Annotated in this window: 17 protein-coding genes; 1 reads left to right on the top strand and 16 read right to left on the bottom strand. The window is 58.0% G+C overall.

Annotated features, from left to right (window positions below; all coding sequences use genetic code 11):
• Nucleotides 1-138: 138 nt before the first annotated feature.
• Complete coding sequence (secA, locus tag DUD43_RS03950) at nucleotides 139-2,865, bottom strand: preprotein translocase subunit SecA (protein WP_153229240.1); 2,727 nt, start codon at nucleotides 2,863-2,865, stop codon at nucleotides 139-141.
• 119 nt (nucleotides 2,866-2,984) lie between these two features.
• Nucleotides 2,985-3,917 (bottom strand): M23 family metallopeptidase, encoded by a 933-nt coding sequence (locus DUD43_RS03945; protein ID WP_153229239.1) that lies wholly within the window; start codon nucleotides 3,915-3,917, stop codon nucleotides 2,985-2,987.
• Nucleotides 3,918-3,935: 18 nt separating this feature from the next.
• Between DUD43_RS03945 and DUD43_RS03940 the strand changes: the two genes are divergently transcribed.
• Entirely contained in the window at nucleotides 3,936-4,418 is a 483-nt protein-coding gene (locus DUD43_RS03940) for a DciA family protein (RefSeq protein ID WP_115634326.1), read from the top strand.
• Nucleotides 4,419-4,450: 32 nt separating this feature from the next.
• Here the strand turns inward: DUD43_RS03940 and lpxC are convergent, their stop codons facing one another.
• The 14 genes from lpxC to rsmH all read right to left on the bottom strand — a co-directional run bounded on the left by lpxC (nucleotide 4,451) and on the right by rsmH (nucleotide 22,143).
• Nucleotides 4,451-5,374: a UDP-3-O-acyl-N-acetylglucosamine deacetylase gene (gene lpxC / locus DUD43_RS03935; RefSeq protein ID WP_153229237.1), complete on the bottom strand. Its 924-nt coding sequence runs from the start codon at nucleotides 5,372-5,374 to the stop codon at nucleotides 4,451-4,453.
• 210 nt (nucleotides 5,375-5,584) lie between these two features.
• The gene (gene ftsZ, locus DUD43_RS03930; RefSeq protein ID WP_153229236.1) at nucleotides 5,585-6,751 is read right to left on the bottom strand and encodes a cell division protein FtsZ; all 1,167 of its coding nucleotides are present in this window, start codon (nucleotides 6,749-6,751) and stop codon (nucleotides 5,585-5,587) included.
• A 171-nt stretch (nucleotides 6,752-6,922) separates the two neighbouring features.
• Complete coding sequence (gene ftsA, locus DUD43_RS03925) at nucleotides 6,923-8,149, bottom strand: cell division protein FtsA (protein WP_009455039.1); 1,227 nt, start codon at nucleotides 8,147-8,149, stop codon at nucleotides 6,923-6,925.
• Between the two features lie 7 nt (nucleotides 8,150-8,156).
• The gene (locus tag DUD43_RS03920) at nucleotides 8,157-8,948 is read right to left on the bottom strand and encodes a cell division protein FtsQ/DivIB (RefSeq protein WP_153229235.1); all 792 of its coding nucleotides are present in this window, start codon (nucleotides 8,946-8,948) and stop codon (nucleotides 8,157-8,159) included.
• A gap of 17 nt (nucleotides 8,949-8,965) precedes the next feature.
• On the bottom strand, nucleotides 8,966-9,916 hold the full coding sequence (locus DUD43_RS03915; protein ID WP_153229234.1) for a D-alanine--D-alanine ligase: 951 nt from the start codon (nucleotides 9,914-9,916) through the stop codon (nucleotides 8,966-8,968).
• Nucleotides 9,913-11,319, bottom strand: a complete 1,407-nt coding sequence (gene murC, locus DUD43_RS03910) for a UDP-N-acetylmuramate--L-alanine ligase (protein ID WP_153229233.1) — start codon at nucleotides 11,317-11,319, stop codon at nucleotides 9,913-9,915. The genes DUD43_RS03915 and murC overlap by 4 nt, the downstream gene beginning before the upstream one ends.
• Nucleotides 11,316-12,389 (bottom strand): undecaprenyldiphospho-muramoylpentapeptide beta-N-acetylglucosaminyltransferase, encoded by a 1,074-nt coding sequence (gene murG, locus DUD43_RS03905; RefSeq protein ID WP_153229232.1) that lies wholly within the window; start codon nucleotides 12,387-12,389, stop codon nucleotides 11,316-11,318. The genes murC and murG overlap by 4 nt, the downstream gene beginning before the upstream one ends.
• Nucleotides 12,386-13,579, bottom strand: a complete 1,194-nt coding sequence (gene ftsW, locus DUD43_RS03900; protein WP_042483439.1) for a putative lipid II flippase FtsW — start codon at nucleotides 13,577-13,579, stop codon at nucleotides 12,386-12,388. The genes murG and ftsW overlap by 4 nt, the downstream gene beginning before the upstream one ends.
• Nucleotides 13,576-15,105: a UDP-N-acetylmuramoyl-L-alanine--D-glutamate ligase gene (gene murD / locus DUD43_RS03895; protein ID WP_153229231.1), complete on the bottom strand. Its 1,530-nt coding sequence runs from the start codon at nucleotides 15,103-15,105 to the stop codon at nucleotides 13,576-13,578. Before murD ends, ftsW begins: the two co-directional genes overlap by 4 nt.
• The gene (gene mraY / locus DUD43_RS03890) at nucleotides 15,102-16,274 is read right to left on the bottom strand and encodes a phospho-N-acetylmuramoyl-pentapeptide-transferase (RefSeq protein WP_153229230.1); all 1,173 of its coding nucleotides are present in this window, start codon (nucleotides 16,272-16,274) and stop codon (nucleotides 15,102-15,104) included. The genes murD and mraY overlap by 4 nt, the downstream gene beginning before the upstream one ends.
• Nucleotides 16,264-19,041 carry a bifunctional UDP-N-acetylmuramoyl-L-alanyl-D-glutamate--2,6-diaminopimelate ligase MurE/UDP-N-acetylmuramoyl-tripeptide--D-alanyl-D-alanine ligase MurF gene (gene murF, locus DUD43_RS03885; RefSeq protein WP_153229229.1) on the bottom strand — a complete coding sequence of 926 codons (2,778 nt, stop codon included), beginning with the start codon at nucleotides 19,039-19,041 and terminating at the stop codon, nucleotides 16,264-16,266. The genes mraY and murF overlap by 11 nt, the downstream gene beginning before the upstream one ends.
• Nucleotides 19,038-20,777, bottom strand: a complete 1,740-nt coding sequence (locus tag DUD43_RS03880) for a peptidoglycan D,D-transpeptidase FtsI family protein (protein WP_153229228.1) — start codon at nucleotides 20,775-20,777, stop codon at nucleotides 19,038-19,040. The genes murF and DUD43_RS03880 overlap by 4 nt, the downstream gene beginning before the upstream one ends.
• Nucleotides 20,774-21,076: a cell division protein FtsL gene (gene ftsL, locus DUD43_RS03875; protein WP_153229227.1), complete on the bottom strand. Its 303-nt coding sequence runs from the start codon at nucleotides 21,074-21,076 to the stop codon at nucleotides 20,774-20,776. The genes DUD43_RS03880 and ftsL overlap by 4 nt, the downstream gene beginning before the upstream one ends.
• Entirely contained in the window at nucleotides 21,073-22,143 is a 1,071-nt protein-coding gene (gene rsmH, locus DUD43_RS03870) for a 16S rRNA (cytosine(1402)-N(4))-methyltransferase RsmH (protein ID WP_026485172.1), read from the bottom strand. Before rsmH ends, ftsL begins: the two co-directional genes overlap by 4 nt.
• Between the last annotated feature and the right edge of the window lie 2 nt (nucleotides 22,144-22,145).

Here is a 22,145-nt window from a genome sequence, read left to right as displayed (position 1 = left end):
GGCTCCAGATGATCACGATGCACCTAACCTGACATCAGCCAGCAAAAACAAGGCCGTCGCCCAAGAAAAAACCCCATGGGCCAGAGGCACATGGGGTTTGCTGCTAACAGCCTGCAGGCTGGGCGGCTTGAGCCTGAATCAGCTCAAACGTCCGTGGCACTGCTTGTATTTCTTGCCGCTGCCGCATGGGCAAGGATCGTTACGGCCCACGCGTGGCACTTCGCCCTTGGCCGCTTCATCCAGACCGGGATCTTCACCGCTCAGGGCAGCGTCGTAATCAGAATGATGGAAACGGACATTGGAATTGGCAGGAACTTCAACAGCCGCTTCCTCGACCTGCTCCGGTGTCTGGATGCGCACGGTCATCAGCACTTTGACCACTTCATCACGCACACGGTCCAGCATGTCGGAGAACAGCTCGAAAGCTTCGCGCTTGTATTCCTGTTTGGGGTCTTTCTGGGCGTAACCGCGCAGATGAATACCCTGACGCAGGTGGTCCAGAGCCTGCAAATGGCCACGCCATTGCGTATCAATGGACTGCAGAAGCACGGAACGCTCGAAGTTGCCCCAGTTAGGCTGGCCCACCAGGTCAATCTTGGCTTGCAGCAGACGCTGGGATTCTTCGATGACGCGATCATGCAAATCGTCGTCGGTCAGATTGGACTCTTTCTCCAGCATTTCAGCCAAAGGCAGCTCAATCTGGAAGGTGCTTTGCAAAGCAGTGGTCAGGCCAGGGATATCCCATTGCTCTTCCATCGTGTCTTGCGGCACGTATTCACGGAACAGACGGCTGACGGCGGCTTCACGCAGGCTGCTGATGGTGTCGGCAATATCAGCCGATTCCAGCACTTCGTTACGCTGGGCGTAGATCACCTTGCGCTGATCATTGGCCACGTCGTCGTACTGCAACAGCTGTTTACGAATATCGAAGTTGCGGGCTTCAACCTTGCGCTGGGCCGACTCGATGGAACGGGTCACCATGCGGGCTTCGATAGGCTCGCCTTCCGGCAAACGCAGACGTTCCATAATGGCGCGCACACGATCACCAGCGAAGATGCGCATCAGCGAATCTTCCAGCGACAGGTAAAAACGCGAGGAGCCTGGGTCACCCTGACGACCGGCACGACCACGCAACTGGTTGTCGATACGGCGGGATTCGTGACGCTCGGTACCAATAATGCGCAAACCACCAGCCTGTTTGACCTGCTGGTTCAATGGCTCCCACGCAGCACGAATAGCCTGAATCTGGGATTCTTTCTGCTCAGCGCTCAGGGATTCGTCTTCACGCACCTGGGAAATGGCACGCTCGATGCTGCCGCCCAGCACAATGTCCGTACCACGACCGGCCATATTGGTGGCGATAGTCACGTGGCCAGGCATACCGGCTTCAGCCACGATATCGGCTTCACGGGCGTGTTGCTTGGCGTTCAGAACCTCGTGCTTGACGCCAGCGGCGTTCAGGCGCGTGGAGATCAGCTCGGAGTTTTCAATGCTGGTGGTACCCACCAGAACAGGCTGACCACGTTCGTGGCAGTCCTGAATGTCTTTCAGAATGGCATTGAATTTTTCGTCATCGGTTTTGAAGACCTGGTCGTTCTGGTCCTTACGGGCGAGCGGACGATTCGGTGGAATGATGACGGTTTCAAGGCTATAGATTTCCTGGAACTCGTAGGCTTCGGTATCGGCCGTACCCGTCATGCCGGACAGCTTGTCGTACATACGGAAGTAGTTCTGGAAGGTAATCGAAGCCAGTGTCTGGTTTTCGTTCTGGATGCGAACGCCTTCCTTGGCTTCCACGGCCTGGTGCAAGCCATCGGACCAACGGCGACCTGCCATCAAGCGGCCCGTGAATTCATCCACGATCACCACTTCGCCGTCCTGGACCACGTATTGCTGGTCGCGGAAGAACAGGTTGTGGGCGCGCAGAGCGACCATCAGGTGGTGCATCAGGGAAATGTGGCGTGGCTCGTACAGCGATTCGCCTTCGGGCAGCAGACCAATGTCGGTCAGAATCTGCTCGGCACGCTCGTGGCCGGCTTCGGAGATATGAACCTGCTGGCCCTTTTCGTCGACCCAGAAGTCGCCTTCGGGCTCGGGCTCGTGTGGACGAGGCTCTTGCGTCATGCGGGTCAGCATGGGCGGAACCACGTTCATGCGCACGTACAGCTCGGTATTGTCTTCGGCCTGGCCGGAGATAATCAGCGGAGTACGGGCTTCGTCGATCAGGATGGAGTCAACTTCGTCGACAATCGCGTAGGACAAACCGCGCTGGCGGCGATCCTCGGCGCGGTATTCCATATTGTCGCGCAGGTAGTCAAAACCAAATTCGTTATTGGTACCGTAGGTAATGTCGGCCTGGTAGGCGGCAATCTTCTCGGCATTGTCTTGCTGGGGAACCACCACACCCACGCTCAGACCCAGGAAGTTGTACAGACGGCCCATCCAGCCCGCGTCGCGTCGTGCCAGGTAATCGTTGACGGTCACCACGTGCACGCCCTTGCCGGACAGTGCATTCAGGTACACGGCCAGGGTCGCGGTCAGGGTTTTACCCTCACCCGTACGCATTTCGGAAATCTTGCCGTTGTGCAAGGCAATGGCACCGAGCATCTGCACGTCAAAGTGGCGCATGCCAAATACACGGATACCCGCCTCGCGCACGATGGCAAAAGCCTCGGGCAAGAGCGAGTTAAGCGAGGCGCCATCCTGAACACGTTGACGCAGCTCCTGCGTCTTGGCTGCCAAGGCCTCGTCACTCAGGCCCTGAATAGTAGGCTCAAGAGCATTAATCTGGGCGACCTGCTTACGGTACTGTTTGAGCAGTCGGTCGTTACGACTGCCAATAAGCTTTTTCAGCAATGAAACCATTCTTGTGTCGTCAATGTAGGCGAGGCCGCAAGGGCTTGAATCTGTGCCTCGAGCCTATCTCTGGTTAAAAGGGATGCGCAAGCAAACAATCAGTTTAACGCACATGCTGCAAGACGGAACTACTTGTCCGAATCCAATTGCGCGATCTGCTGTTCTACATACTCACGCGCCGGCAGAAAAAGCTTGGGATCCAGCGCATGTCCGGCCATACGCACTTCAAAGTGCAGGTGTGAGCCTGTGGACTGCCCGGTAGATCCGACGCGGGCGATCAACTGCCCTTTTTCTACTACGTCGCCTAATTTAACAACGATTGATGACGCATGGGCGTATCGCGTGCTCATGCCATTGCCGTGATTGATTTCCACCAGCTTGCCGTAGCCTGTCATATAGCGGGCTTCGGACACGACTCCGCCAGAAGCCGCATAAATAGGCGTGCCCTTGGGAGCCGGGAAATCCAGCCCCTCGTGCAAGGCGTGGCGACCCGAAATCGGGTGACGACGCCAGCCAAAGGAGGAAGCCACCTCGTCATAATCCACTGGACGATAATTGGGCAGGCGGGCTTCGTTGCCGGTGCGCTCGGTCAGCACCGTATCCAGCATCTGGAACCAGTCCTGCTGCTCGGACATCTGTTTGGCCAGATTATCCAGCTGCTCGCCCAAACGGTCGGCGTTCCAGACCAGGTCAGCGCCATCCATGCTGTCCATGACGGCCAGATCCTGCACGGGCATGGCACCGGCCAGCTCCGGATCGGTGTATTCGATCCCGGCCGCCTTGGCCACGCGCTTGCTGACTCCGTCCATCTCGATCAGCTTGGCCTGCAAACCGCCGACTTTTTCAGCCAGACGGGTAACGTTGTCCTGCATGGCAGCGGCCTGGCTTTGGGCCATATCCGCGTCCAGCGACACGCCGCTGCGGTCCCCCCAGTGCGACTGCACCAGAGCTCCCGCGGCGGCGGAAACGCCCAGCGATACCAAAGCCACCAGGGCGATCACCGTGCGGCGCACCCCTTTGGCTTTACTATCTAAGGACGTATAGTCTTTATGTTGATCCACTCTCGTATAACCTCGAACATGACCTGGAAGCCCCCTTTTTCCTCATCCGCGCCAAAACGCAGTAGCGGGCAAAGCCACGCTTTGGGTTGGCTGGCCAGCGACCAGCAAGGTTCCCAGGTACTGGAAATGGCCCGGCAGCTGATGGCGGCTCAGACCCATGTAAGCAAAGCCTTGCCACCTGCTTTGGGCAAGGCTTGTAAAGTAGCCCGTATAGACAGACAGCAATTGACGCTGGCAGTTCCCAGCGCGGCGCATGCAGCCAAGCTGCGTCAGCTTTTGCCTACTGTCACACGGCAGATGAATGCCGCTGGCTGGAACATTAGCGAGGCGCTGGTCCACGTGCAAGCCCATTTGTTTGCAGCTGTGACAGAAAAGCCCGCACGCCAGGTACAAGTCCTGGACGAACGGGCCTTGGAATCATTTGAAAAGCTGCATGACTCATTGCCGCAAGGTCCCTTGGCGCAAGCCATCGAACGCTTGTTGCGTCATCATCGCGGCTAAACACAGCACCAAGGTGGGCCCCTACGCAAGCATCAAGCGAATTTCCACTCGCTGGAAAAAGCGTGGGGTGCACTGGCAGCAGACTCGAAAGTCACCATTTCCCAGCTATCCTGGGCGGCGAGCAAGGCGCGCGCCAACTGGTTGTTCAAACCATGGCCGGATTTGCACGCCACATAGCGTGCAATCAGGGGGTGGCCAATCAGGTACAAGTCGCCAATGGCATCAAGAATCTTGTGCTTGACGAACTCGTCCTCGTAACGCAGACCGTCGCTATTCAGAACACGGTACTCGTCCATGACGATGGCATTGTCCAAACTGCCGCCACGGGCCAGACCGGCCGCACGCAAAGCTTCCACTTCGCTGGCGAACCCGAAAGTGCGCGCACGTGAGATGGTCTTCACGTACGAGTCATGCGCAAAATCCACCTCGGCAAAATTGGCCGTTGCATCAATAGCCGGGTGGTGAAAATCGATAGAAAACTGAAGGGCAAAGCCTTCGTAGGGCTCCAGACGGGCCCACTTGATGTCCTGTCCCTCGCCTTCGGAGACTTCAATGGGTTTGAGGACACGCAAAAACTTCTTGGCGGCTTCCTGCTCTTGCAAGCCCGCCGAACGCAACAAATACACGAATGTGCCGGCGCTGCCATCCATGATGGGCACTTCTTCAGCCGTCAGGTCCACGTGCAGATTATCAATGCCCAGGCCAGCAATGGCGGACATCAGATGCTCTACGGTTGAAACCCGGACATTGTCCTTGATCAGCACCGAAGCCATACGCGTGCCACCGACCTTGTCGGCTTGCGCGGGTAAATCCACGATTTCCGGCAGATCAATACGGTGAAACACAATACCCGTGTCAGGCGCGGCAGGGCGTAATGTCAGTTCGACACGACGACCGGAGTGCAGGCCGACCCCTTTGGTACTGATGACATTTTTAATGGTGCGCTGACGAAGCATGGCTATTCTTGTATTTGTAAAGTGTTGTTCGCAAAGACTATTGTAACCGTAATACGGGTTATCCACTATACGCTTTCTAAAAACATACGCAATTGTCAAGCGTCAAACACCACGACACAACAAGGCACTTACGCCCCCTGAGCGCGAACGCCCAGGGGGAGTCGTGGGAGAAATCAAATTGGCAACTCGGGTAATCGCCGAACCTGATTTTTAATCAGCCTGCTTGCGCAAGAACGCCGGAATATCGAAGTGATCCATACCGGCTGTCTCCAAAGCACGTACCTGGGCCGAGGCCTGGCTGCGTGGGTTGCGGATGACGGCTGGCACGTCGGCGTTGGCGTAATCCACACCGATGACAGGCATGTTGTCCGTACCTGTACGTAACACTTCTTCGTTGTTTTGTACCAACTGTGGGCGCGCTTGTTTGCGACCCAGGCCGGTAGCCACAACAGTAACACGCAGGCTGTCGCCCATGGATTCATCGTAAGCCGTACCGAAGATAACGGTGGCGTCTTCTGCAGCGTAGCCACGGATGGTGTCCATGATTTCGCGCGTTTCGCGCATCTTCAGGGATGCCGAGGACGTGATGTTCACCAGCATGCCGCGGGCACCGTGCAGGTCCACACCTTCCAGCAATGGGCAAGCGATGGCACGCTCGGCCGCTTCACGAGCGCGGTTCGAGCCGGAAGCCACTGCCGTACCCATCATGGCCTGGCCTTGCTCACCCATGATGGTCTTCACGTCTTCAAAGTCGACGTTCACGTTACCTTCAACATTGATGATCTCGGCAATACCGGCGCAGGCATTGTGCAAGACATCGTCAGCTGCCTTGAAGCAATCGGACTGTGTTGCGTCCTCATCCATCAAGTCGTACAGGTTTTCGTTCAATACAACGATCAGGGAGTGAACATGCTTGCTCAGCTCCTCGATCCCTTCTTCGGCCATGCGCAAACGGCGGTTGCCTTCAAAAGAGAAAGGTTTGGTGACCACGCCCACGGTCAAAATGCCCAATTCCTTGGCCACTTCAGCCACAACGGGGCTGGCGCCCGTACCGGTGCCACCGCCCATACCGGCCGTGATAAACACCATATTGGCACCGTTCAAAGCTGCACGAATTTCTTCGCGAGCCGTTTCAGCAGCCGCACGGCCTTGGTCAGGCTTGGCACCGGCGCCCAGGCCGCTGCGGCCCAGACGGATCTGGATAGGTGCATCACTGCTGGCCAGAGCCTGCGAGTCGGTATTGGCGCAGATGAAATCAACGCCCTGAACACCAGAGTTGATCATATGCGTCACAGCGTTGCCGCCTGCGCCGCCCACGCCCACGACCTTGATGACCGTGCCGCTACTGCTGGTATCTAACATTTCAAAGTTCATCATGATTGACTCCCACTCAAACACTTAATTAGTCAAGTTTCTACGTACTTCCCCGATACAACTGAAATTTGGAATCAGCTCAAAACACCTGCCAACCAAGGGGTTCGCAACCGGTTTGAACTGCCTCCTGGACCGCCCTTTCAGGCTGCCCGACCTGAGCGTCTTGCAACGCCCTTAATTCATGAACCATTCCTTCATGCGTGCCATCAGACCTTTCACGCTGCCCTTTTGCTGGGCCACTTTGCGGCCACGAGCGCTTTGCAGACGTGCTTCGGTCAGCAGACCCATCACTGTCGAAAAACGTGGGTTGCGCATCACATCGGCCAGGCTGCCTTCGTAGCTGGGCACGGCGATACGCACAGGTTTCAGGAACACGTCCTCGGCCAACTCCACGATGCCCGGCAACATGGCCGTACCACCGGTCAGCACCACGCCCGAGGACAACAAATCTTCGTAGCCCGACTCGCGCAGGCTTTGCTGCACAAAGGTGAACAGCTCTTCCACACGCGGCTCGATCACGGCACCCAAAGCCTGGCGCTTGACCTGACGGTTGGGGCGATCACCCAAGCCGGGCACTTCAATCATTTCTTCCGGATGGGCCAGCGATTGCTTGGCCACACCAAAGCGCAACTTGATCTCTTCCGCATCCGGCGTAGGCGTACGCAACATGGCGGCAATATCGCTGGTGATCTGGTCGCCCGCGATCGGGATCACGTCGGTATGACGGATCGCACCGCCGGTGTAGATGGCGATGTCGGTCGTGCCGCCACCAATGTCCACCAGCACCACGCCCAGCTCTTTCTCGTCCGCCGTCAGGCAGGACAGGCTGGAGGCCAGAGGCTGCAAAATCAGATCCTGCACTTCCAGACCGCAACGACGCACGCACTTGACGATGTTCTGCGCCGCACTGACGGCACCGGTCACAATGTGCACCCGCACTTCCAGACGCAGACCACTCATGCCGATGGGCTCGCGGATGTCTTCCTGCGAATCCACAATGAATTCCTGCGTCAGCACATGCAGCACTTGCTGGTCGGTGGGGATGTTCACGGCCTTGGCCGTTTCGATCACACGCGCCACATCGGTTGCCGTTACTTCCTTGTCTTTCACCGCCACCATGCCGCTGGAGTTGAAGCTGGTGATGTGGCTGCCTGCAATTCCGGTATAGACCTCACGGATCTTGCAATCGGCCATCAGCTCCGCCTCTTCCAGAGCGCGCTGGATGGAATTGACCGTCGTCTCGATATTGACGACTACCCCTTTGCGCATGCCCTGGGATTCATGCTGGCCCAGACCAAGCACTTCAAACCGGCCTTCCGGCAGCACTTCGGCCACCACCGCAACGACTTTGCTGGTGCCGATGTCCAATGCAACGATCAGGTCTTTGATGTCACGAGTCATATGTTCTTTACTTCACAGGGGTAGATGAAACCGGAGCCAGCGTTATCGCAAAGCCATTCGGGTAACGTAAGTCGGCACTTTGCAAAGCACGGTCGCCAAGCCGCTGCATCAAGGCAGGCCATGCCTGCACAAATCGTTCAATTCGTACCGCAAAGGGCAAAGCCCCTTTACGGCCGTGAGGGTCTGCAATATCAGCGGCCGGGTCACGGCCCAGGCTCAACTGCATACCGTTAGACAACACCACATCCCAGGCATAGCGCGGGCTCAGGGTCACTTCGCTGACCTGCACATCCAGGGGGCCAAACCAGCGGGCCAGCTCGGCATACCGTTGCACCACCAGACGCTCCGAATTCGGAGGACCGCTTAACTGGGGCAAATCCACATCGTCAGGCACCACGGCTTTATTGGCCGAAAATGATTCACCCCAGGTGTTGATCATTTCGTCTTCGTTCCAATAAGCCAGCGGCTGCTGTTCTTCAATCCGTACCGACAGGCTGTTGGGCCAGACGCGGCGAATCTGCGCGCGTCGCACCCAAGGGGCCGTTTCAATCAAAGCGCGGGACTTGTCCAGATCTACCGTGAAGAAGTTACCTTGCAGGCGACCGGCGATCGTGGCTTTCACCCCTTCAGGAGTCACATACGCCAAGGGCTCACCTTGCGAGGACTCGATCTGAATGCGCTCGATATTGAAGTACGGACGACGCACAGCCCAGAACACAACACCGATCACCAATGCCGATACCGCTAGCAAAGCCAGCGTATTGGCGATCAGGTTGGTCAGACGTGCATCGGAAAACATGAATCAGGCTCCCCGTTCTATAGGCTGCGAGCAATGGCCTGCACTTTGCAGCGCGCCGTTGCCAAAATGTTCACGCACAACTGGGCATAGCTGGTGCCCTCTGCTTTGGCCGCCATCGGCACCAAAGAGTGGCTGGTCATGCCAGGAGAGGTGTTCATCTCCAGCAGCCAGGGGCGGTTCTGCTCGTCCAGCATAAAGTCGGCACGGCCCCAGCCTTCACAGCCCAGTGCATTAAAAGCACGAACCGACAAATCCTGGATATGCGCCGTCAGTTCAGGCGACAGATCAGCGGGACAGAAGTATTGGGTTTCATCCGAGTAGTACTTGTGCTCAAAGTCGTAATTGCCTTGCGGGGCCACGATGTCGATCACGGGCAAGGCACGTGCCTGGGCACCCACGCCGATGATGGGCACTGTCAGCTCGCGACCACGAATGAATTGCTCAGCCAGCACGACTGTGTCGTAATGCATGGCGGTTTCAAAGGCGGCAACAGCTTCTTCGGCGCGATCCACACGCACCACACCCACGGTGGAACCTTCATGGGGCGGTTTCATGATCAGGGGCACACCCAGACGCTCGACTGCCGCAGCAACCTGGCTGACATGATCCAGTTGCGCAAAGCCGGGAGTGGGCAAGCCCAGGTGCTGCCAGACGTGCTTGGTCATGATCTTGTCCATGGCCAGGCCGGAGGCCATCACACCGCTGCCGGTGTAAGGGATGCCCATCCATTCCAGAGCACCCTGCAAGGTGCCGTCTTCGCCGTAACGACCATGCAAAGCAATAAACACGCGGTCAAAACCGGCCTGAGCCAGTTCGGTCAGTCCTTTCTCGCCCATATCGAACAAATGCGCGTCCACGCCCATGCTGCACAGGGCTTCATGCACGCCTGCGCCAGACATCAAGGACACTTCACGTTCGGCGGACTTGCCGCCGTACAACACGCCGACTCGACCAAAATCCGCTGTCATGCCATTTCTCCCAATTGAGCAGGGATCCGGCTGATGGACCCTGCACCCATTACCAACACCACATCACCGTCACGGACAAAGTCCAGAACGGCTTGTGCCATATCGCTGATTTCGGCCACGAAAATGGGTTCGACCTTGCCGAGCACACGCACTGCGCGACTCAAGGCACGGCCATCGGCGGCCACAAGGGGAGCCTCGCCTGCGGGATAGACCTCTCCAAGGAGGACCGCGTCGGCCTGGCTAAGTACCTGCACGAAATCTTCAAAGCAATCACGGGTACGCGTGTAACGGTGTGGCTGGAAGGCCAACACGATACGGCGATCAGGCCAAGCACCCCGTGCGGCCGCCAAGGTAGCAGCCATTTCGACAGGATGGTGACCATAATCGTCAACAACGGTAAACGTGCCACCGCCTTGCGCCTGGGAAACCGGGAAGTCACCCACCATGGAGAAGCGACGACCTACGCCAGTGAACTCTTTCAGGCCACGGGCAATAACCTCGTCGCTGACACCCAGTTCAGTGGCCACCGCAATGGCTGCCAAGGCATTGAGTACATTGTGTTTTCCGGGCAGATTCAGGCACACGGACAGCAGAGGAAGATCGCCTGTGGCTCCTTTGCGCTGCACGTCAAAACACATGGTGGTGCCACGGCTTTCGATGTTGACCGCGCGGACCTGGGCATCGGTATCAATGCCGTAAGTCGTGACAGGGCGCGATACAAAAGGAATGATTTCGCGCACATTCGCATCGTCGTTGCACACGATGGCGCTGCCGTAAAACGGCAGGCGGTGCGTGAAGTCGATGAAGGCGCTTTTCAGTCGGGCAACGTCATGACCATAGGTGTCCATATGGTCTACGTCGATATTGGTGATGATGGCCATCACCGGCAACAGATTCAAGAAAGAAGCATCGGACTCGTCGGCTTCCACCACGATATAGTCACCCTGCCCCAGACGGGCATTGGCACCGGCCGAATTCAGGCGGCCACCGATCACAAAAGTGGGGTCCAGATCAGCCGCGCCCAGCAGGCTGGCTACCAGGCTGGTGGTGGTGGTCTTGCCGTGCGTACCGGCCACGGCAATGCCGCGCTTCAGGCGCATCAGCTCGGCCAGCATCAGGGCGCGAGGCACCACCGGAATACGGGCAGCACGCGCGGCCAGCACTTCGGGGTTGTCGCCCGCAATGGCAGTGGAAGTGACGATAGCGCCCATGCCAGCGACGTTCTCGGCTTTATGGCCGATCACGATACGAGCACCCAGCTGTTCCAGACGACGGGTCACCGCCGTTTCCTGAATATCCGAACCACTGATGGCAAAGCCCAGGTTCAGCATGACTTCGGCAATACCGCTCATGCCCGAGCCGCCTATCCCTACAAAATGAATACGTTGAATGCGGTGTTTCATCCCACCCTCCTTGCCGCCTGCTGACATGCTTCGGCAATCTGCTGCGTGGCATTCAACTGTGCATGTTCTTGCGCGTGGCTTGCCACACGACTTAATTCTTCACGGTCCAGTCCTTGCAACCACTGTGCAAGCCACTGGGCCGTCAACTCCGATTGTTTCTTGAGCCACGCACCCGAGCATTCGCTCAGGTAACGGGCGTTGGCTGTCTGGTGATCGTCAATCGCGTGCGGCAGCGGCACAAACAAGGCTGCAACACCGATTGCGGCGACTTCCGCGACGGTCATGGCGCCGGCACGGCAAATCAGCACATCGGCCTCTTTCATGGCCTGGGCCATATCGCCAATAAAGGCTTTGCAGTCGGCCTGTACCTGATTGTCGGCGTAGCTTTGCTGCAGGCTTTCCAGATGCTGCTGACCCGACTGATGCGTGACATGCGGCCGCTGCTCGGCAGGGATCAGCGCCATGGCTTCAGGCACCACTTTATTCAGCGCTGCGGCACCCAGGCTGCCGCCCACCACCAGAATGCGCAGTGGTCCACTACGTTTGGCGTAACGCTCCGCTGCTGGGCCCTGGCCTACGAACGCATCGCGCACAGGGTTGCCCACGGTGACAGCACCAGGCAAGGCACCGGGGAAGCCAGTCAATACGCTGGTCGCCATTTTGGCCAGATAGCGATTCGCCGTTCCGGCCACCGCATTTTGCTCGTGCACTACCAGTGGGCGACGCGAGACAAAAGACATCAGACCACCGGGGAAGGCCACGTAGCCGCCCATACCCAGGACCACATCCGGCTTGGCTTCTTGCAGGCAGCGATGTGCCTGCCAGCAGGCACTGATCAAGGTAAAGGGTAAAGAGAGCAATGCCTTCACGCCTTTGCCTCGTAATCCGGAAAATCGCAGAGGCAGCATTTTAATCCCATGCTGTGGGACCAAGCTACCTTCCATACGCTCGGGATGACCCAGCCACAACACTTGCCAGCCACGTTGCTGCATGGCTTCGGCTACGGCCAGTCCGGGCATGATGTGCCCGCCTGTGCCGCCTGCCATGATCAGGATGGTTGGAGTGCTCATGTGCGCTTACCTCGCATCATTTGCCGGTTTTCAAAATCAACCCGCAGCAACAAGGCGAAAGCCACCAGATTCATCACAATGCCCGAACCACCGTAACTGACCAAAGGCAAGGTCAGACCCTTGGTAGGCAAAAGACCCAGCACCACACCGATATTGATAAAGGCCTGCACGCCAAACCACAGCGCCACACCTTGAGCAACCACACCGCTGAACAAGCGATCCATGGCACTGGCCTGACGACCGATATTGAAGCTGCGCCATACGACAAAGCCAAAAGTCAGGATCAGGGCGGCCACGCCGACAAAGCCCAGCTCTTCACCAATCACCGCGACGATAAAGTCGGTATGGGCTTCAGGCAGGTAATGCAGTTTTTCCACGCTGGAACCCAGGCCCACGCCGAACCATTCACCACGGCCCAAGGCAATCAGCGAGTGCGACAACTGATACGCACTGCCATAGGCATTGTCAGGATTCCAGGGGTCCAGGTACACGAACAGACGTTCACGACGCCAGGGCGAAAGCCAGATCAGCAAGAGGAAGCTGCTGACCATGATGCCCAGCAAGGCAGAGAACAGCTTGCCGTTAATTCCGCCAATGAACAGAATGCCCACCGCAATGGCCACAATGACCATGAAGGCACCCAGGTCAGGCTCCATCAACAGCAGAACACCGACCAGGCCCAGAGCCACCGCCATGGGCAGGAAACCTCGTATAAACGTATGCAGGTGCTGCTGCTTGCGCACGGTGTAATCGGCGGCGTACAGCACCATGGCCACTTTCATCAGTTCCGAGGGCTGGAAGTTGATGATGCCCAATGGCAACCAGCGACGTGCGCCGTTCACTTCACGGCCAATTCCGGGAATCAACACGACCATCAAGAGGAAAATAGCCAGTGCAAACAAGGGCACAGCCAGCTTCTGCCACACGCGCAAGGGCACGGTAGCGGTAAACATGGCCAGCACCACACCCACCACGATGAACAAGGCGTGGCGAATGACAAAGTAATAGCGACCGTAGCTTTCATAGCGCGGTCCGTCTGCCAAGGCGATCGAGGCCGAATACACCATCAGCAGACCAAACAGAGTCAGCATCAGCGTAGCGGCCAGCAAGGGGCGATCAAACGCAGGCAATGCCGTGCGTCCTGGACGTACGGCATTGACACCCGAGGTCAGCTCAGCAAACAGACTCATGCCGGCTCTCCTCTATCCAGTGCCATCTCGGTCACGGCGGCAACAAAGCACATGCCGCGGTGGTGATAGCTTTTGAACATATCCATGCTGGCGCAAGCTGGGGACAGCAAGACCACATCGCCCGAACGTGCCTGCTCGGCAGCGGCTTGCACAGCGGCTTCCAGGCCATCGCAGAAACGGTGACGGACATCGTGGGCGTCCAGCTCAGCTGCGATCAGCTTGGCGTCCTGCCCAATCAAAAACACTTCGGCCACATTCGAGGCGGCGGCAACAGCCAGCGGCTCAAAATCCTGACCCTTGCCCAAACCACCGGCAATCAGCCAGACACGCTGATCAAAACCACGCAAGGCAGCGACGGTCGCACCGACGTTGGTGCCCTTGCTGTCGTCCAGATACTGAACACCATCCAGCACACGCACCAGTTCGACACGGTGCGGTTCACCTTGATAAGTACGCAGACCGTTGAGCAATTCAGCCCAACCCAGACCCAGGCAGCGAGCCAGCAACAAGGCGGCTTGAGCATTCAAGGCGTTGTGACGCCCCTTGATCTGCAAAGCCTCAACCGGCATCAGGCGTTTCAAGCCGCCCTTGCCACGCACGGCAGGCTCAGCCGGCGCATTACGTTTTTTCAGACCGGTGGCTGGCAGCTCAAAATCGGTAGGCTCATTGGCCACCAACCATTGCATGCCGCCATCCGTCAGCAAGCCCATATCGCCCAACAAGGCAGGCTTGTCCAAACCGAAGCTGCGTACCGACTCCTGGCTGGCATCGGGAACCATGGCCATGACGGCGGGATCATCGCGATTGACCAAGGTCACATCGCACATGCCGTACATGCGTTGTTTGGACTCGACATAGGCGTCCATGCCGCCGTGCCAGTCCAGGTGATCCTGGGAGATATTCAGTACAACGCCAGCATCAGCCTGCAAGCTGAAGGTGCTGTCCAATTGAAAGCTGGACAGTTCCAGCACCCAGACTTGGGGCAAGGCATTGCTTTCCAGAGCGTCGCACAGAGCAGTCAGCGCAGCAGGGCTGATATTGCCCACGGCCAGTGCAGAAACACCTGCTTGCTCCAGCAAGTGGCGTGTCATGGCTGTGACGGTAGTCTTGCCATTGGTGCCGGTAATGGCCACCACACGGCTTTCATGGCCTTGATCGGCCAGGTCTTTCAAGGCACGGGCGAACAGTTCGATCTCGCCAATGACTTCGATTCCACGATCACGCGCCTGGGCAAAAAAGGCAGCCAGAGCCGGATCCAAAGGCGACAAGCCGGGGCTGATCACCAGGGTGTGCACATCGTTCAGGCTATCAGCCTGCAAGGCGTTCTGCCCCAGACGTACATCCAGAGGCGAGCTGCTCAGAGCCTGAAGCTTGTCCAGACCCTGCACGTTTTCGCGCGTATCCGCCAAACGAATGCTGGCCCCCTGGGCCAAAGACCAGCGAGCCGCAGCAAAGCCTGTCTCGCCTAACCCCAGGATAAGCATGAGACCGTCTTTACGGATCGAAGGAAAACTCAAAGCATTCATCGCAGTTTCAATGTAGACAGGCCAACCATGACCAGCATCATGGTGATGATCCAGAAACGAACCACCACCTGTGTTTCTTTCCAGCCGCTGACTTCAAAGTGATGGTGCAGCGGCGCCATACGGAATATTCGTCTGCCCTGCCCGTAGCGTTTTTTGGTGTACTTGAACCAGGTCACCTGCAACATCACCGACAAGGTTTCCACCACAAACACGCCACCCATGATGAACAGCACGATTTCCTGGCGAACGATCACAGCGATCGTGCCCAGCGCGCCACCCAGGGCCAAGGCACCCACATCGCCCATGAACACTTGGGCGGGATAGGCGTTGAACCACAGAAAGGCCAGACCTGCACCGGCAATGGCCGCACAGATCACCATCAGCTCGCCCGCGCCGGGGATATAAGGGAACAAGAGATATTTGGAGTAGTCGACCCGGCCAACCACATAGGCAAAAATGCCCAGGGCAGCGCCCACCAGCACGGTAGGCATGATGGCCAGACCGTCCAGACCGTCCGTCAGGTTGACGGCGTTACTGGAGCCAACAATCACCGCCCAGGTCAGCACCACAAAGCCCAGCACACCCAGCGGGTAGCTGACGGACTTGAAGAACGGCACGATCAGGTCAGCCTGAGTAGGCAGTGGCATGGTGAAGCCGCTCCAGACCCACTCTTTGAACAAGGGCCAAAGTTCAGTATTGGCAGGCACCGAAACAGCAAAGCTCAGGTACACAGCCGCAACCATACCGATCAGGGCTTGCCAGAAGAATTTCTGACGCGAGGACATGCCTTCGGGATCACGGTTGACGACTTTCTTGTAGTCGTCTGCCCAACCGATCCAGCCAAAACCGAAAGTCACCAGCAGAACAACCCACACAAAGCGGTTGGTCCAGTCTGCCCACAACAAGGTACTGATACCGATAGAAATCAGGATCAGGACGCCACCCATGGTGGGGGTGCCATTCTTTTGCAAATGCGATTCAGGGCCGTAAGCGCGTACAGCCTGACCAATCTTCAGTTCGGTCAGCTTGCGAATCACCCAGGGACCTGCCAACAAGCCAATCGCCAGCGCGGTGGCGCTGGCCAAAATAGCACGCAGGGTGATGTACTCAAACACCCCAAAGGCGCGAATATGATCGTCCGATAGCCAACGTGCCAGTTCAAGAAGCATGAGTGGCCCCTTCGTTATGGGAGAAGTGGTTTTCCAGGGCGGCAACCACACGCTCCATACGGGCGCTGCGCGATCCCTTGATCAGTACATGGGACGGCTCCAGAGCCAGCAGGTAAGCCACCATGTCCTCCAGCGTCTCGAACTGGTGCGCACGCGCACCAAAAGCCTGGGCGGCATGGCTGGCATCGCCACCCAAGGTCAGCAATTCATCCATGCCACGCTCTTTGGCGTAGGCACCGACTTCAGCGTGCAATTCGGAGCTGTTGTCACCGATCTCGGCCATATTGCCCAGCACCAGCACCTTGCGGCCTTTCAGCTGTGCCAGCACATCAATGGCAGCACGTACCGAATCCGGGTTGGCGTTGTAGGTGTCATCAATCAATTGGTAACCGGAAGACAGCTGCTTGGGCTGCATACGACCCGTAACAGGACGGAAGCTTTCCAGACCCTGCACAATCGCGCTCAAAGGAGCACCGGCTGCATGGGCGCAAGCGGCAGCCGCCAAAGCATTACGCAGGTTATGGATACCGGGGCTGTGCAAGGTCAGCGCAGAGGACTGGCCTGCCACATACAGCACAAAGCGGGTTTGAGCGGGCTCGACAAACATATCGGCAGCAAAAACGGTTTCCTGACCACTCAGGCCAAAACGCAATACGGAGCGCTGACCGGCTTGCTCAGCCCACATGGCGCTGAACGCATCGTCATCAGGAATCACCAGCGCACCATCTTGTGGCAGCGCGTCGATAACAGCACCGTTTTCACGCGCCACGGCTTCCACGCTGTGCATGAACTCCTGGTGTTCGCGCTGCGCGTTATTGATCAGGGCAATCGTGGGGCGAGCCATGGACGCCAGCACGGCAATTTCGCCGGGGTGGTTCATGCCCATTTCCAGAACGGCGGCCTTGTGCCCGGAGCCCAAGCGCAGAATGGACAGGGGGACGCCCAGATCGTTGTTCAAATTACCGCGAGTTGCCAGACTTTCTGCTTCGCCCAACCAGGCGCGCAAGATAGCGGCAATCATTTCCTTAGTCGTGGTCTTGCCATTGCTGCCGGTCACGCCAATGACAGGGATGTCAAAGCGCGAACGCCATTCGGTAGCCAAGGTCATCAGGGCACGACGCGTATCGCCCAGCACAATTTGTGGCAATTCGACTTCGACATCACGCTGAGCCACGATGGCGGCAACCGCACCCTGCTCTTTCGCTTTTTCCAGATAGCGGTGGCCGTCGAACTGCTCGCCGCTCAGGGCCAGGAACACATCACCTTTGGTCAGGCTGCGGGAATCGGTGCTCAAACGCACGCCACGCAACCACAGCAAGGCGGCTTTGGCCCAGTCGGAATCATCAAACACAGAGCGCTCGCCCTGCACTTCCTGATAGGTTTCGTGGCCTTTACCAGCCAGCAAGACAATATCTTCGGGGCTGGCAGCCCAGATCGAAGACAGGATGGCGCGAGCACGATCCATTTGCACGGCAGGCGCTTCAGGCATGCCGGCCACAATCTGACGAATGATTTCGGCAGGATCTTCAAAACGTGGGTTGTCGGTCGTAACCAGAACGCTGTCGGCCAGACGGGCAGCCACTTCACCCATGATGGGGCGCTTGGCGGTGTCGCGATTACCGCCGCAACCAAATACGCAAATCAGCTTGCCGCCACGTACGCTGGCCACTTCACGCAGCGCTTGCAGGGCACGCTCTAACGCATCAGCGGTGTGAGCGTAATCGACTACTACCAAAGGCAGAGGCTGACGACCGGCAGTGCTCTTGGGCGTCACAATTTGCAGACGGCCAGGAACGGATTCCAGCTTGTCCATGATGCGGGCGATCTTGGACACAGGCCAACCCACTTCTTGCAGCACACCGGCCACCAGCAGGAGGTTGGCGACGTTATGCTCGCCCAGCAGGTGAGTCAGAATTTGAGCAGTACCGTGAGCAGTGACCAGATTGAATACCTGGCCATCAGCGCCGGTATGCACGTCTTGCGCCAGCAGATCCACGCCAGGCTGGCTCATGGAGTACGAAATCACACGAGCAGCCAGACCAGCCTGCATCAATTCACGGCCAGTTTCATCGTCGGCGTTCACCACAGCGCTACGCAGACCGGGCCAGCCAAACAGGCGCAGCTTGGCCTGCTTGTATTCTTCCATGCTGTGGTGATAGTCCAGATGGTCATGCGTCAGGTTGGTGAACCCGGCAATATCAATACGGACACCGTCCAGGCGGCCTTGCTCCAGGCCAATCGACGAGGCTTCCAGCGCCACGGCATTACCACCTTGGGCGCGAATGGCGGCCAAGCTGCGATGTACGGTCAGCACGTCCGGCGTCGTCAGTACGCCACCCAGATTGGAGCCGTCAGGCAAGGTCACGCCCAGCGTACCAATGGTGCCGCAAGGCACTTGGGAATGGTTCAGAGCCGAAGCCACCCATTGCACCGTGGAGGTCTTGCCATTGGTTCCGGTCACCGCGACGACCGTCATTTCCTCGGAAGGACGACCCCACCACTGATGAGCCACTTCACCCAACAAGGCACTGAGGTTGGCAACTTGCAAAACAGGTACACCGGGATCTACCGCCTGATCGCCCTGCTCGCGCACAATCGCAACCGCACCTTGTTGCACAGCCTGAACTTCGTACTCACGACCATCACCCTGATGGCCGCGGCAGGCAAAAAACGCATCACCCGCCTTGATCTGGCGGGAATCCAAACACAGATTAGCCGTGGGCGCGACATGCTGCGCCAGCCACTCCAATATTGCTGCGGCGTTCATCGTACTCTCTCCGCACCGGGGCCAACGGCCACCAGCGAATCTATGGGCGCATCAGGCTGGACGCCTAGGCGTCGCAAGCTCCGGGCCACAATTTCTGAAAAAATCGGCGCGGCAATACGCCCGCCGTAATAATTAGAGCTATGTGGTTCGTCAATCGTGACGGCCACCACAATGCGAGGATCGGAGACAGGAGCAAAGCCTACAAAAGAGCCGCGATACAGGGATTTGCTGTAACGGCCATCCACGATCTTGCGGGCCGTACCGCTCTTGCCAGCCACGCGATAGCCTTGTACCTGGGCCAGACGGGCACCGGCCGGACCAGCGGCCGCTTCCAGCATGGCGCGCACTTCGGCGGCCACTTTGGGGGTGTAAACCTGAACGCTGGCAGGTTTGCCGTCCCGCTTGAGCAGTGTCATGGAAACCATGTCGCCATTACGCGCAAACGCCGTGTAGGCATGGGCAATTTGCAGCAGGGAAACCGACAGGCCATAGCCATACGACATGGTGGCGCGCTCGATGGGACGCCAGCGCTCCCAGGGGCGCAGCCGTCCGCTGGCAATACCGGGGAAGTCAGCCTGAGGAGAACGACCAAAACCTAGCTCGGTAAATTTATTCCACATTTCCTGAGAAGTCAGACGCTCGGAAATCATGGTCATGCCAATATTGCTGGAGCGTCGCAAAATGCCGGCGGCATCCAGCATGCCGTTGTTACGGCTAACGTCGCTGATCACACTGCCCTGGTAGCGATACTGACCATTGCCTGTATTGAACTGGGTGGCGGTGGTGATGCGGTTGATGTCCAGCGCCAAGGCGACGGTGAACGGCTTCATGATGGAGCCGGGCTCAAAAGTGTCAGTCAGGGCACGGTTACGCAGGGCCGGACCTTTGCGGTCGTCCCTGTCGTTGGGGTTATAGGTAGGCAGGTTCACCAGGGCCAGAATTTCCCCGGTTTTTACATCCATGACCACAGCGGCAGCCGCATTGGCCTTGACGTCTTCCATCCCCTTTTTCAGCGCGGTGTAGGCATCAAACTGCAAACCGGCATCAATGGACAGGTGCAAATCCTGACCATGCGTAGGCGGGATAATGGCGCGCACGTCCTCAACCACACGGCCCAGGCGGTCACGAATCACGCGGCGCGAGCCGGGCGTACCCGACAAGGCCGAATTAAAGGCCAGCTCAATGCCTTCAATGCCCTGGTCTTCAATATTGGTGAAACCCACAATGTGCGCCATCACATCCCCTTCGGGATAGAAGCGGCGCATTTCTTCCTGCTGGTGAATACCGGGAATCTTCAGTTCGGCAATCTGGGCAGCCACATCCACGTCTACCTGACGCTTGATGTAGACAAAGTTGCGATCTTCAACGGACAGGCGACGGTCGATATCGGACTGCCCCATACCCAGCAACTTGGCCAGTTGAGCAATCTGCTCGGGTTTGGCATTGCGGGCGTCATCCGGAATGGCCCAGATTGCCTTGACGGGCACGCTGGAGGCCAGCACCACGGACCCGGAACGATCAAAAACCTTCCCACGCATGGGCGGCAGAACCTGGGTGCGCTCGTAACGACGCTCGCCTTGCTGCTGCAGAAATTCGGTAGACAGGCCCTGCAAGTACAAGGCCTTGACGATCAATGCGCCAAAGCCCAGGAACAGAAGCACCAGGACCAAACGCGAACGCCAGAATGGAATCTGGACGCTTAAAACAGGATTATCGTGATAGCCGAATCGTCTCATGGCCGCCCTCCGGGCTGAGCCAGATTCGAGCTCAGCTGACCACCTTGCAGATACAGGGTGCGCTCAGGGGTGCTGAGCACCAGGCCCAGATCATTGCGACCAATGTCATCCACCCGGGCGTTGCGAGCCAGCTCGGCACGCTCCAGTTGCAGACGACGCCAGTCCGTATCCAGTTCACCGGCTTTGGTGACCAGACGATCGGTTTGCACAAACAGCTCGCGCGCCTGATAGCGCGCCGTCACCAAAGAGATGGCCGAAAGCATCAACACCAAAGAGAGGGTGATGACCAGGCGCATCATCGGCGGCCTCGCTTGCCGGCGGGCTGTCGGCTATAGGCGGCCTGTTGCAGCAGACGCTCGCTGGCGCTGCGCATCCAGTCCTGGGGGATGGGGGTGTCGGTGCGTTGCACCACACGTAATACCGCCGAGCGGGCTCGGGGGTTATCGCTGGACTCCTCGTCGGTGGGCAAGATTCTGCCCAAAGACTGCACCAGAGGCTGGGGCAAGTCTTTTTCAAGAATAGGTAGACGTGACTGTTCCTGCGCGGGACGCGCAGCTGCGTTCATGAACTGTTTGACCATGCGGTCCTCCAGTGAATGAAATGCAATCACCGCAAGCCTGCCCCGAGTCGCCAATCGACTCAGAATTGACGGAAGCGCGTGCGCGAGCTCTTCGAGCTCACGATTGAGGTAAATCCGTATAGCCTGGAAGGTCCTGGTTGCCGGATGTTGACCCTTTTCGCGCGTGCGGACGACACCGGCGACGAGCTCGGCGAGATCACGCGTTGTATGTAGCGGGCGGGATTGGCGGCGATCAACAATCGCCTTTGCAATCTGGAAAGCAAACCGTTCTTCGCCATATTCTGCAATGACCTCCTTTAAAACTTCTACACTGACCTCGGCCAGCCACTGTTCAGCGGTCAAACCACCGCTGGTATCCATGCGCATGTCCAGAGGACCTTCGCGCATAAAAGAGAAACCTCGTTCTGCGTCGTCGATTTGTGGCGAGGAAATGCCCAAATCCATCATGACGCCTTGCAATGGCCCCACATCCAGCTCGTCCAGAGCCTGGGCCAGATCACCAAAACCACTATGTACAACCGTCACACGGCTATCTTGTGCCGCCAGCTCCTGGGCCACGGCGATCGCCTGAGGATCCTTGTCGATCACGATCAGGCGTCCCTGGGGGCTCAAGTGCGACAACAACAGACGGCTGTGACCACCACGACCAAAGGTGCAATCTACGTACACACCATCGACCAAACCCTGGATTTCGGGGTTTTGCGCCCAGCGCCGGGCCTCAAAGGACGGATCCACGAGGGCCGCCACCGTAGGCTCCAGCAGCACGGATCGATGTACCAGCGTCATGA

It is taken from the genome of Alcaligenes faecalis, from assembly GCF_009497775.1.
GTDB classification, from domain to species: Bacteria; Pseudomonadota; Gammaproteobacteria; order Burkholderiales; family Burkholderiaceae_B; genus Alcaligenes; species Alcaligenes faecalis_D.
Note: the sequence above shows the minus strand (reverse complement) of the source record. Positions and strands in the feature narration are given on the sequence as shown.